We start from the raw sequence: 12,480 nt of genomic DNA, 5'->3' as shown, positions 1-12,480 counted from the left end.
TTTTATTATTATTTTATTATATTACATATTCGCTTTCAGTATTTCTCCAAGTTTCTTTATACCTTCTACGATTCTTTCTTCAGTCATATTTGAGTAGTTAAGTCTAAATGTATTGTCTACTCCCCCATTTGGATAGAATGATCCACCTGGAACATAAGCTACATTTCCTTCAAGACATTTAACCATTATATCTTTTGTATTGCAATGCTCTGGAAGAGTAACCCACATAAACAGGCCGCCTTCAGGATGCGTAACACTTATATTTTCTGGGAAATATTTCTTTATGCCATCTAACATAAGGTCTCTTCTTGATCTATATACTTTGATTATTTTTGCTATGTGAGCATCAAAGTCATACATATCTATGAATTTTGAAAGTTCTCTTTGTGAAACAGTCGAAGACTGAAGGTCTGCACTCTGTTTGATTATGATATATTTTTCTAAAATTTCATTTGAAGCTGCTACCCAGCCAATTCTAAGTCCTGGAGCAAATGTTTTTGAGAAAGTTCCAAGGAATACTACAAGTCCCTTAGTGTCAAGTGATTTTAGTGATGGAAGCATTTCACCTTCAAATCTAAGTTCTCCATAAGGATTGTCTTCTATAGCTACTATATTGTGCTTGTTTATGATCTCCATAAATTTCTTTCTTCTCTCAAGAGGCCATGTTCTGCCTGTTGGGTTTTGGAAATCTGGAATAACATATATCATCTTAACTCTATCGTTAGCTTCAAGTATCTTTTCAAGTTCTTCCATTATCATTCCGTGCTCATCTGTTGGTGCTTCTATAAATTTAGGATCATATGATTTAAAAGCGTTTATAGCTCCAAGATATGATGGGCTTTCGCATATTACTATGTCGCCTGGATCAAGGAATACTTTTCCTGAAAAATCAAGTCCTTGCTGAGATCCATTTGTAACAAGTATGTCGTCTGCTCCTACATTTGTAAGCAGCTTAGAGTTCATTCTTTCAGCTATCTGTTTTCTAAGCGGTGGAAAACCTTCTGTTGTTGAATACTGAAGTGCGTCTTGTCCTGACTCTGTCATAACAGCTGCTGATGCTGCCATAAATTCTTTTACTGGGAAGAGTTCTGGTGCAGGAAGTCCACCTGCAAATGATATAACTTCTTTTCTTGCTGTAAGTTTTAATAGTTCACGAATCTCTGATGCTCCCAGCTTGCTCATTATGCTTGCAAATTCTACTGACATTTCATTTCTCCTTTTTAACTCTGTAAACTAAATATGTTATCATAATCCTAAGCATTTTCCTGTACTGTATCTTTTTGAATCATTTTATCTACTGCTACGAATATAAGAGACATTGCTATAGCAGGAACTACCCATCCAAATCCAGCTGATGCAAAAGGCAGCGAGCTTTGAATAGATACAAGCATTGGAGATTTTGCTCCTACACTTGTAAGAAATTCTAAAAAGCTTACTACAAATGCTCCAAAAACCGCTCCTGCATATGGAGCTCTTGATGTAATTCTCTCTCTGAGAAATACTGTCATAACTATAAGTACTATTACTACTGGATAAACCAGGCATAATATTGGAACTGAGAAAGATATAATCTTTTCAACTCCCATACTTGCAATAAGCGCTGATGCTACTACAGTTGTTATAACAATAGCATTATAAGAAAGTTTCCCCTTGCTCAGGTCATTGAAGAATTTTCCTGCTGCTGCAGTAAGTCCAATTGATGTCGTAAGACATGCAAGTCCTATTGTAACTGCAAGTGCATATTTTCCAAAGCTTCCAAGAATTGCTTCTGTGATAACTATCATAAGCGTAGTTCTTTCAACGCCTGCATCAAATGCTCCTGATACTGTAGATCCTACATACATAAGTCCTACATATACTATAGTAAGGCCAACAGCTGCTATTATACCAGCTTTTATCGTCATGCCTACTCTCGTCTTTTTGTCTGTATATCCTTTTGCCATTATTGACTCAATTATTATACTCGCAAGTATAACGGATCCCAGGGCATCCATGGTCTGATAACCTTCTGTAAAACCTCTTGAAAAACCTGCGCTTTCTGGAAGCTTAGCTATTTCGCCTATAGGGCTTATTATACCTTTTCCTATTATTATAAGCAATACTACAAGCAGAATTGGAGTCAATACTTTTCCTATGTTGTCTACTACGCTTGCCGGTTTTATTGCAAAATAAAGTGTTATTGCAAAGAAAATAATTATAAATAATAGATTACTAAATCCTGGCATAGTTGGTACTATTGCAATTTCAAACGTAGTTGCTGCTGTACGCGGTATTGCAAAAAGTGGTCCAATTATTATCATTATTACAGATCCAAGTATTGCTCCAAATTTAGGATGGACCCTGTCTGCCATATCGTTGATCGATGTCCCTGAAATAGCTATTGCAACTATTCCCATTAGTGTAAGTCCAATTCCTGTAATCAAAAATCCACCCATAGCAAGTGGCCAGTTACTTCCAGATATAACTCCCAGATAAGGCGGGAAAATCAAGTTTCCCGCTCCAAAAAACATTGCAAATAATGCAAATCCTACAACTACAACATCGCTCTTTTTATTCACATATACCTCCTCGGCCATAAGACCCTACTGTTTATCAGTTTACTCTACAGTCACTGTTTCCATTCAAGATAACGTCTTGTACGTTTTCAATTGCCTTACTAACTATATTTTCAATCGCAGTTTCTGTAAAGAATCCTACGTGTGGAGTAACTATTACGTTCTCCATTTTTTGTAGTATGTCAATCGCACTTCCATCAATCATTTCATGAGTTACAGTTTTGTTAATAAATACACCTTCATTTTCCAGTGTATCCAGTCCTGCGCCAGCTATTTCTCCATTTTGAAGTGCTTCTAATAGATCTTGTGTGTTTATTACATCTCCTCTGCTAGTATTAATCAGAAGTGCACTTTTTTTCATAAGCTTAAGTCTGTCTTTGTTTATCATATGTCTTGTAGAGTCCAAAGATGGTGTGTGTATACTTACAAGATCCGCTTCTTTAAGAAGTTCTTCGATACTATCACAATATGTAAGCACTCCTTCTGCATCTTTAGATTTGAAAACATCGTAACCAATTACATTTGCTCCAAAGCCTTTAAAAAGTTTTGCTGATGTCATTCCTATTTTTCCAGTCCCGATTATACCTACATTAAGGCTTCTAATCTCTCTTCCAAGAAGGTCTGCTTTCCATCTAAAGTCATTCTTTTTCATTCTTTCGTCAACTTTATCACATTTTCTAAGAAGATTAAGAGAGTGTGAAACAGCAAGCTCAGCTATTGCATTTGGTGAATATCTAGGCACATTCGTTACTATTATACCATTTTTTGATGCAGCTTCCAAGTTTATCATGTCAACCCCTGCAGTACGCGAAGAAATTACTTTTATTCCATACTCTTTCAGCTGCTCAAATAGTCTTTCGTCTTTTACTTCTCTTACCTGTTGAATTGATATCCCGTCATACCCCTTCGCTTTTCCTATAGTATCTTCTGTCAGGTCTTCCTTAATCATGTCTGCGTTCATATCAGCTGATTTCAGGCACTCTTTCATTACTTCTTCTTCGTAGTCTCTCACTCCGTATATTAATACTTTCATCTTACCCACCTTTTCCCTTTCAAAATGTATTTTAATAAATTATTTAATTTATTATGTGGCTAAATTTTTTTCATGCTAACATCGCTCCCTGCCGGAGCTCTAGACCGGCAGAGGTGATGCTACATAAAAATATTACTTTAACTTAGGATTCTGCTGATTTTATATTTATTTATCCTCTTACACTATCTAACTGGCTTATGATCTGTGGAACTACCTCAAACAGGTCTCCTACTATACCATAATCTGCAACTGAGAATATTGGAGCGTTTGGATCTTTGTTTATAGCAATTATTATGTCTGACTGATTCATTCCTGCAAGATGCTGGATTGCTCCTGATATACCACATGCGAAGTATATGTTTGGCTTTACAGTAACACCAGTTTGTCCAACCTGATGAGAATGATCTATCCATCCCTTGTCTACTGCTGCTCTTGATGATCCTATAACTCCATCAAGCTTTTCTGCAAGTTGCTTAAGAAGATCAAATCCATCTGGAGACTGAAGACCAAGTCCACCTGATATTATGAAGTTTGCATCTATAAGAGAAACTATTTCTTTGTCACTCTTAACAATTTCAAGAACTTCTGTTCTTATATCTTCTTTTTTAATTGAGAAGTTAAGAGGAACTATATTTCCTTTTCTTGAATTGTCTACATCTGCCTTGTCCATAACGCCTGGTCTTACTGTAGACATCTGAGGTCTGTTCTCTGGACAAACTATAGTAGCCATTATGTTTCCGCCAAATGCTGGTCTTGTCTGCTTTATTTTTCCATCTTCTGGATCTATTTCTAGTTTTGTACAGTCTGCTGTAAGACCAGTATCTACTCTTGATGCTATTCTTGGAGCAAGGTCTCTTCCTATATGTGTAGCTCCTATAAGCATAATTTCTGGTTTATACTCATGTATTGCCTCAGAGATTATTTTTGTATAACCGTCTGTAGTATAGTTTTTAAGAAGTTCATGATCTGCTGTATATACATTTTGAACTCCGTAAGCAATAAGTTCTTTTGTCATTTCTTCTATGTTTTCTCCAAGAAGTACTGCGTTAAGCTCTACATTACGTTCTTTGGCAAGCTTTCGTCCTTCTCCTACGAGCTCAACTACTACTGGCATTAATTTTCCATGGCGTTGCTCTGCAAAAACCCAAATATTTTTGTACTTATTTATATCTTGCTTTCCCATATTGTTCTCCTTAAATTATATTCTGTTTTTTATATGAAATGTTTACTTTTTAAGTGTCCTAGAAGTTCTAAAGCTGCTTCTTTTGGCGCTTTGTCTATCATTACTCCTGCAGTTTTCATGTCAGGTGAGAATGAACGGAAAACTCTTGTAGGAGATGCTTTAAGTCCAACATCATCTGTTGTTATATCTAAATCATTTATTCCAAGTACTTTTATTTCTTTTGTATATGCTTCAAATATTTTGTCAAGTGCCATGTATCTAGGCTGATTTAACTCTTTTACTGCTGTAAGTAGTACTGGAGTTTTTACCTTTATCATTTCATGTCCATCTTCAAGTTGTCTTTGTACTATTACTTCTTTATTTTCTTTTATTTCAAAGTTTTGTACATATGTTACCTGAGGTATTCCAAGTTTTTCTGATATCTGTGGTCCTACTTGAGCTGTATCTCCGTCAATTGCCTGTCTTCCTGCAAATATTATATCAAACTCGCCTAAAGTCTTTATTCCAGCAGCTATTGCATTTGATGTAGACCATGTATCTGATCCTCCAAACGCTCTGTCACTTAGAAGAACTGCTTCATCAGCTCCCATTGCCATACACTCTCTAAGCATTTCTTCTGCTTGAGGAGGTCCCATACTTACTACTGTAATGTGAACATCCTTATTAGCATCCTTCATTCTTAATGCTTCTTCAAGCGCATTTGCATCATCAGGGTTTAGTATGCTTGGTACTCCGTCTCTTATAAGAGTTCCTGTCTCTTTGTTTATCTTAACTTCTGTTGTATCTGGTACTTGCTTTACGCAAACAATAATCTTCATGTTTAACTTTCCTCCAATTTTTATTTCAATAAGCTTCCTGCTATTACCATTTGTTGAACTTGAGATGTTCCTTCATATATTGACATGATTCTTGCGTCTCTGTATATTCTCTCGATTGGATAATCTTTTATAAATCCATATCCTCCATGTATCTGAAGCGCATCGTATGCAACTTCATTGGCAACTTCTGCAGCCATGTATTTACACATTGCAGATTCTTTTGTTATAGACATTCCTGCTTCTTTCATCTCTGCTGTCTTGTAAAGTAGAGCTCTTACTGCGCATATTTTTGTTTCCATATTTGCAAGTTTAAATTGAATATCCTGGAATTTTGAAAGTGATTTTCCAAACTGTACTCTTTCTTTTGAATATTTTACAGCCTCATCCATAGCGCCTTGAGCTACACCAAGAGCTTGAGCCGCAACTCCAATTCTTCCTGTGTCAAGAGTATGCATAGCTATCTTGAATCCTTGACCTTCTTTTCCAAGTATGTTTTCTTTAGGAACTTTTACATTTTCCATTATAAGGTCTGAAGTTTCTGTAGCGCGTATTCCCATCTTGTCTTCGTGTGCTCCACATGATACTCCTTCAAGATTCATATCTACTATAAATGCTGAAGTTCCTTTAACGCCTTTTCCTCTTTCTGTAACTGCAATTACAATTGCAAAGTCAGCTATTGGAGCGTTTGTTATAAAAGTTTTTCTTCCATTAAGTACGTAGTTATCTCCAACAAGTACTGCGTTTGTAGTCTGTCCACTTGCATCTGATCCAGCGCCTGGCTCTGTAAGTCCAAATGCTCCTATAGCTTCTCCAGATGTTATTCTTGTAAGGTATTTCTGTTTTTGCTCTTCTGTTCCGAAGTTAAGAAGAGGACTTGATACAAGAGATGCTGCTGCTGTTGTGAATGTTCCTGTAGATGCGCATTTTTTGCTTATCTCTTCCATTATAATCACATATGATGTATAGTCAGCTCCTGCTCCACCGTATTCTTTTGGAACTATCGGACTTGTATATTTGTATTTCGCCAGTTTTTCCATTAAATCTCTGGAAATCGCTCCCTCTTTCTCTCTTTCAGCTGCATAAGGTTGCACTTCCTCTTCTGCAAATTTTCTTACTGCCTTTTGCAGTAACAGGTGTTCTTTCTTGAATATCATAGTTTCCTCCAATTATAATGTTTTTTATATATTTAAAAATATAACTACCTAAAAATTATTAGCCAAGTATCTCAGCAAAAGTCTGTATTCTTGTTCTTACCTGCTCGTCATTGGTTGTCTGCTGATCTATCTCGATGTAAAGATTTGGTATTCCAGCTTGATCTATATCTTTTTTGATTATTGGATAATCATACTCTTCTGGATCACAGAATTTCATCATGGCATAAACTACACCGTCAATTTTTCTCTTTTTAACATCCTCTACTATTATCTGTCCTCTTTTTTTCTTTGGATCATATGCCAGTGAGCAGCCTTCTATGTCTCTCCATTGCATTGCAAGTCTTTCCAGCGCTGTTCCTCCTTGAGGCACATCTGTCCTAAACTGTCTTGTCTCCTGTGCTAGGTTATCGTATGCTATTCTTATATTGTTTTCTTCAAAAATATCCAGCATTTCTTTGGAATCCATTGAAATTCCAGTTACAAGTACAGTTTTTCCTGAGTATTCTTCTTCAGGCATAGATTTAAGCATATCATTAAGTTCATTAACAAGCACTGTATGATCTTCTTTTCTCATGAAATATCCACTTTTTATAACGTTGCTTCTCATAGTTGAATTAATTGTGTTAAGGTGAGTTACTGTAAGTTCAGTAAATTCTCTCATCGCTGCTCTATGTTTGTTGTATACATCTATACTATCTATAAGTTCTGCTTCAGTTATTTCGCATCCTCTTATCTCTTCAATTTTCTTTTTTACACTCTTATACTCTTCAGCAAGATACTCTACTCCAGCTTGAATTTTTCTGTTTTGTGGATGAACAAAAGTTATCATAGGAATATCTTTTATTCCCGATTTCCAGTTTTGTCCCATACATATAAGGGTGTCACACATTCCTGGTATTATAACAGCTGAAAGATTAGAATATGATCCTCTTAGTCCCAGCTCCATACAAGACTGCATTATTGAACATGCAAATGCTGGAAAATATTGTTTTGCAAGATCTACCTCAGTCTGTCCTCCCCACATTCCAACTGGAAGCATTCCAGCTGCATGAACTATTTCTTCTGGTGTATATACTGGGAAACACCCTATTGCCTTGCTTTTAGTCTCTTCAATATATTTATCTACATGTTTTGAAGGCGCTTCTGCTATTTCTTCAAATCTGTCGAACATTTTTTTGATATCCATTACTTAACACCTCCCTGATTTTTTCTTTCTTCCATTACTTCTACAAGTCCTTGTACTCTTGTTTCAAACTGAGCATCTGTAAAGTTTCTTGGGTCTGCCTGGTCTCCGTCAAAACCTGAATACGGAATGCCTGTTATTTCCCCTACTTTTCTCTGCATTTCATACTGAATGAAACTCATAAGTTTGCAGCTTCTGTTCATATGATAAAGTGCTCCATCGCAGTTTCCATCGATTAGTGAGTTAACTCTGTAATCTATCATAGTTTCGATATTTACATTGTTAAACATCATTGTGTAAGCCTGTGCCATGCCATCAAGGTCGTTTACTTCATATTGAAGAGCCCATGCGTGTGGATAAACGCTTCCTGTCATGTTGACTCCATATTTTGCAAGAGTCTTCATCTTGTATCCTATATATGGCCAGCATGGAATTCCTTCCATCATAATTCTGTATTTTTCTTCGCCTCTGAAGCTCGTATTTCCAGTTTTTACATTATCTTCTAATTCTTCAACAAGTAGTTTGAAAGCTTCTGTAGTTTCTTTTTTTCCTCTTGCACATACTATTACAGCCATGTATGAGAAAAGATCGAATCCGTTCATTGGTGATGGATATGAATTAGAAGGAAGGCTCATTGAATATTTCCACAGTCTTCCATTTTCTGCAGATATTTTCATTACTTCCTCAAGCTTCTTTGGATCAAATGTTTTTCCTGAAATTATTTCAAGCTGCTTTATTGCTTCTTCAAACTGTCCTCTTAAATATTTTATCCTGTTTTCTGTGGCCATAGTTTCATTGTTGTATGCAGTATCAACCATTATAAGAGGTATATTCAGTTCTCTTGAAATGTTTTCATACCACTTAATTACCTCGTTGCATATGTTGTTACAGCAGCATAGAAAATCTGGTGTTGGCATAGGCAATGCATCTGAGTGTCCTTTTATAAGTAACCCAAAGTTTGTTCTTGCATATGCGCACAGGTCGTTTGAATATCCCTGCTCTTCTGCAAGCTCACAAAGCTCCAGTGATTCTTTTTTTGCAGCTACCCCAGCTGCATGATTTTCCGGATAAAGAAGACATAGATCAAATGCCTCAGCAAGTTCCTGTGGAAAAACCGAAGTTGACCAACCTACTGGTATACCTTTTTCTTTTGCCTTAAATGCATTATCATACTGCTCAGCTAAAAGTTCATTTATGACTGTTTTTGCATTCTTTTTATCGCTCATTTTAACTCTCCTTATTTTTTATTTATTTCATTGTATGCATATATTGCTGCTCCAAGCGCTCCTGTGAGCTGAGCATTTTCAGGAACTATTATATCCATTCCTATAGCATTTTTCATTGCCTCCACAACCCCTTCGTTTCTGGCAACTCCGCCTACCATGACAACCTTATCTTTGATCCCTGCTCTTTTTGCAAGACTTGAAACCCTTTTTGCTATCGAATTGTGAATACCTGCTACAATATCTTCTGTCGCTTCCCCTGCTGAAAGATGAGATATTACCTCTGATTCTGCAAATACTGTACAAGTGCTGCTTATAGAAACTTCTTTTGTAGACTTGGAAGAAAGCTTTCCGAGCTGCGAAACTTCTGTTTCAAGCACTTTTGCCATAACATCCAAAAATCTCCCTGTTCCTGCTGCACATTTGTCATTCATTACAAAGTTTTGAAGTATTCCTGACTGGTCCAGTACGAGTGCCTTAGCATCTTGACCCCCAATGTCTATGATAGTTCTAACTCCCTCTACAAGAAAATTTGTTCCTTTTGCATGGCAGCTAAGTTCGCTTATCTGTTTGTCAGCATCTTTGTAATTCATTCTTCCGTATCCTGTAACTACTATTTTTTCGATGTCTTCTATTTTAATAGAACTTTTTTCCATAAGCTCTATCCTGACTTTCTCCGGTCCGCTAGTTCCTGTCCCAGAAGCTACTACAGATGTTGCTACTATTTCTTTACCATCTTTGAGAATAACTCCTTTAGAAGCCGTTGATCCTATATCTAATCCCATTGTATACATTAAATTCACCCTCATCTTTAAACTTACTTTATTACACCACTGTTTTGAAGCTCTGAAATTTGATCAGCTGTATAGCCTATATTTTCAAGAATTTGTGCTGAATGCTCTCCCAGCTTTGGTGCAGGCATATATTCCTTTATTCCCATTGTTTCAAATCTTACTGGAGTATCTACAAGGATACCTTCGTTTCCATTTGAGTATTTAGTTTTGAACAGATAATTGTTTGCCCATGCCTGTTCACATTCTAGTATGTCATTAACTGTCTGAAGTTTTTCAAATGGAAGGTCTGCTTCTTCAAGTAACGCTGACCATTCATCCAAATTCTTCTTCATCATTTCTTTTTCAACTATTGAAACCAACTCGTCTGTGCAGTTTACTACCGCTGTTATAGTGTTGAACCTGGTTTCATTTATAAGGTCTTCTCTGTCTATTACCTTACAGAATTTCGGGAACCATTTGTTGTACTGTATAAGTGCAAGCTGTATCCATCTTCCGTCACCGCACTGATATGTTGTCATAAGCGGATTATTTGGAACTTTTCTTGATAAAGGCATTTCATTTCCATATTGAGAAGTAGTTATCATAAGACCCATACCAAAAAGAGCTGCGTGATAAAGACTTAATGTAACTCTTTCTCCCTGACCTGTCTTAGCCTGCTTGTAAAGCGCTGCCAGGATACCTGCTGCAAGACCCATCCCTGCATAGTGATCTCCAAAACCTGCTGCAGTATTTGCTGGAGAAGTGCCCTTTTCCATAAGTGACATACTTACTCCACCTCTTGCAAAATAAGCAGTATAGTCAAATCCTGGCTTATCTTTTAATGGTCCAGCTTCTCCGTAACCAAGTATATGTGCATGTATAAGCTTTGGAAATTTATCTTTAAGCTGACTATATGAAAGTCCACTCTTTGCAAGCGACTGTTCTCTTATATTTGTTACAAAAACATCAGCATTTTCAAGAAGTTTAAAAAGTACTTCCATACCTTTTTCGTCTTTAATATCTATTGCGATTCCAAGTTTGTTTCCATTTTCAAGCTCATACATCGGATTTTCATCTTCAGTCATAGGCGAATTGAAAGTTCCTCCCATGCCTCTGATTGCATCTCCAAAAAGAGCCTCTACCTTTATTACATCAGCTCCCCAGTCTGCCATTAGCTTTGTACAGCTTGGTGCTGCAACAAACGTCGCCAGTTCCACTACCTTGACACCTTTTAACATCAATTTTTCGTTTTCCATTATAAAAGCCTCCTAAAATTATTATTATTTATGAATATATATCTTAGCGATATATTTCTTGCGTATTAATGTTTTTCTTAAGCAACTGTTTTTTTCTTTAATTCTATTTCAAAGCGTTTATTCTTTATTCTTCCAACTATTATACAAGGTAAGATAACCGCAAATATACCTACTATTCCAAGATATCCATATCCTATTTGTACTATCTTGGTAAGGCCAAACAATGATACTCCCATAGAAACTATCATCGCTATAAGAGATATTATTCCTCTTCTTTTTTTAATGTCACTAGGCTTTGTAAACACATTTTCAAATCTTGCTACAGCCCCGAAAATACAACTAATTCCAGTTGTAACAAATGCTGCAAAAAGTACAATCGAATATGCATTATATAACCATGCTATGTTTAACTGTTTACATATATATAAAATAGGAAGTGTCTCATTTTCAACTGCAGGCATCCATGACAAAAGCATTGCACATGCAAGAGTTAACATTATACCATTCATTATTACTCCTAATATAATAGTCCAGTTAACATCCCTGTCCGTTTTTAAAGAATCACTCGCACTTAATATTATTGCGATTACAACCGATTGAAACCCTGCGTATTTTAACGCCATATATAATGATTTACCTATCGAAACAGGCTGATAACGAGTGGATACAATATTTTTGAGATTTTCAAAGTTTGCCGTTATTCCAACTATGCATAAGGTCATCAATACTACAAAGATAATTATCGTCAAAATACTCGATATCTTTCTTATCAATCCCGCTCCAAATATTGTTAATATGTAGAATATTGCTCCGGTTAAGATTACTCCAGCTATATATGGGAGTCCCCATTCTTGCATCAAAGCTGCAGATCCAGCTATAGTACCACCGGTCCCAAGTAAAACAATTACCAGATAACACATTTCAAATAGTACTGCAAAAACTTTGTCATAGGGTTCATACATCTTTATTGCCCATGACCTGTAATTATAAGTTTCGTGGTTCCTGGCCATTATGAGCGATTCTCTATATGAGAGCCCTAAAAATATGACCGCTATAATTGGTAAGAAAAGTGACATCCAGCCGAATTTAACAAAAAAGTTGACTTCTTGACTGCCTGTTGCAAATCCTCCTCCAACGTGTGCACCAAACCATACCGATGCTACCGAAAAAGATAATACTAATGAATTCTTTTTTTGTGTGTTCATCACCGCACCTCCTTCTTGCCCATATATATTGCAATTGTCGTGCCAACTTTCAAAATAAATCTTATTTTTTTATATTGTTTTTTAATTAACATTCATT

The 12,480-nt window shown here is 36.3% G+C and carries 11 protein-coding genes; all 11 read right to left on the bottom strand.

All coding sequences use genetic code 11. The features are described from left to right. Positions 1-21: 21 nt before the first annotated feature. Positions 22-1,206, bottom strand: coding sequence for an aminotransferase-like domain-containing protein (locus G558_RS0108195; protein ID WP_028829748.1), 1,185 nt, complete (start codon positions 1,204-1,206; stop codon positions 22-24). Positions 1,207-1,253: 47 nt separating this feature from the next. Then, positions 1,254-2,558 (bottom strand): branched-chain amino acid transport system II carrier protein, encoded by a 1,305-nt coding sequence (brnQ, locus tag G558_RS0108190; RefSeq protein WP_028829747.1) that lies wholly within the window; start codon positions 2,556-2,558, stop codon positions 1,254-1,256. Between the two features lie 34 nt (positions 2,559-2,592). Then, positions 2,593-3,588, bottom strand: a complete 996-nt coding sequence (locus G558_RS0108185; protein ID WP_028829746.1) for a D-2-hydroxyacid dehydrogenase — start codon at positions 3,586-3,588, stop codon at positions 2,593-2,595. 169 nt (positions 3,589-3,757) lie between these two features. Further along, the gene (locus G558_RS0108180) at positions 3,758-4,771 is read right to left on the bottom strand and encodes an electron transfer flavoprotein subunit alpha/FixB family protein (protein WP_028829745.1); all 1,014 of its coding nucleotides are present in this window, start codon (positions 4,769-4,771) and stop codon (positions 3,758-3,760) included. 29 nt (positions 4,772-4,800) lie between these two features. Further along, complete coding sequence (etfB, locus tag G558_RS0108175; RefSeq protein ID WP_028829744.1) at positions 4,801-5,589, bottom strand: electron transfer flavoprotein subunit beta; 789 nt, start codon at positions 5,587-5,589, stop codon at positions 4,801-4,803. A 20-nt stretch (positions 5,590-5,609) separates the two neighbouring features. Then, entirely contained in the window at positions 5,610-6,743 is a 1,134-nt protein-coding gene (acdB, locus tag G558_RS0108170; protein ID WP_028829743.1) for a putative isocaproyl-CoA dehydrogenase AcdB, read from the bottom strand. Between the two features lie 58 nt (positions 6,744-6,801). Continuing rightward, a complete protein-coding gene (locus G558_RS0108165) occupies positions 6,802-7,929 on the bottom strand; it encodes a 2-hydroxyacyl-CoA dehydratase subunit D (protein ID WP_036931817.1) in 1,128 nt (375 codons plus the stop codon). Further along, on the bottom strand, positions 7,929-9,152 hold the full coding sequence (gene hadB / locus G558_RS0108160) for a (R)-2-hydroxyisocaproyl-CoA dehydratase subunit alpha (RefSeq protein ID WP_028829741.1): 1,224 nt from the start codon (positions 9,150-9,152) through the stop codon (positions 7,929-7,931). Before hadB ends, G558_RS0108165 begins: the two co-directional genes overlap by 1 nt. An 11-nt stretch (positions 9,153-9,163) precedes the next feature. Further along, positions 9,164-9,943: an acyl-CoA dehydratase activase gene (locus tag G558_RS0108155; protein WP_028829740.1), complete on the bottom strand. Its 780-nt coding sequence runs from the start codon at positions 9,941-9,943 to the stop codon at positions 9,164-9,166. Positions 9,944-9,966: 23 nt separating this feature from the next. Continuing rightward, positions 9,967-11,178: a CaiB/BaiF CoA transferase family protein gene (locus G558_RS0108150; protein ID WP_028829739.1), complete on the bottom strand. Its 1,212-nt coding sequence runs from the start codon at positions 11,176-11,178 to the stop codon at positions 9,967-9,969. A gap of 77 nt (positions 11,179-11,255) precedes the next feature. Further along, positions 11,256-12,383 carry a YkvI family membrane protein gene (locus G558_RS12775; RefSeq protein ID WP_036931820.1) on the bottom strand — a complete coding sequence of 376 codons (1,128 nt, stop codon included), beginning with the start codon at positions 12,381-12,383 and terminating at the stop codon, positions 11,256-11,258. Positions 12,384-12,480: the final 97 nt, after the last annotated feature.

Source organism: Proteocatella sphenisci DSM 23131, assembly GCF_000423525.1.
GTDB lineage: Bacteria > Bacillota > Clostridia > Peptostreptococcales > Filifactoraceae > Proteocatella > Proteocatella sphenisci.
Note: the sequence above shows the minus strand (reverse complement) of the source record. Positions and strands in the feature narration are given on the sequence as shown.

What these genes read in the sequence shown, in the direction of transcription:
- G558_RS0108185 (WP_028829746.1), bottom strand. Translation starts at nt 3,588, where the DNA reads ATGAAAGTATTAATATACGGAGTGAGAGACTACGAAGAAGAAGTAATG.
- hadB (WP_028829741.1), bottom strand. Translation starts at nt 9,152, where the DNA reads ATGAGCGATAAAAAGAATGCAAAAACAGTCATAAATGAACTTTTAGCT.
- G558_RS0108180 (WP_028829745.1), bottom strand. Translation starts at nt 4,771, where the DNA reads ATGGGAAAGCAAGATATAAATAAGTACAAAAATATTTGGGTTTTTGCA.
- G558_RS0108150 (WP_028829739.1), bottom strand. Translation starts at nt 11,178, where the DNA reads ATGGAAAACGAAAAATTGATGTTAAAAGGTGTCAAGGTAGTGGAACTG.
- G558_RS0108165 (WP_036931817.1), bottom strand. Translation starts at nt 7,929, where the DNA reads ATGGATATCAAAAAAATGTTCGACAGATTTGAAGAAATAGCAGAAGCG.
- etfB (WP_028829744.1), bottom strand. Translation starts at nt 5,589, where the DNA reads ATGAAGATTATTGTTTGCGTAAAGCAAGTACCAGATACAACAGAAGTT.
- G558_RS0108155 (WP_028829740.1), bottom strand. Translation starts at nt 9,943, where the DNA reads ATGTATACAATGGGATTAGATATAGGATCAACGGCTTCTAAAGGAGTT.
- G558_RS12775 (WP_036931820.1), bottom strand. Translation starts at nt 12,383, where the DNA reads ATGAACACACAAAAAAAGAATTCATTAGTATTATCTTTTTCGGTAGCA.
- acdB (WP_028829743.1), bottom strand. Translation starts at nt 6,743, where the DNA reads ATGATATTCAAGAAAGAACACCTGTTACTGCAAAAGGCAGTAAGAAAA.
- G558_RS0108195 (WP_028829748.1), bottom strand. Translation starts at nt 1,206, where the DNA reads ATGTCAGTAGAATTTGCAAGCATAATGAGCAAGCTGGGAGCATCAGAG.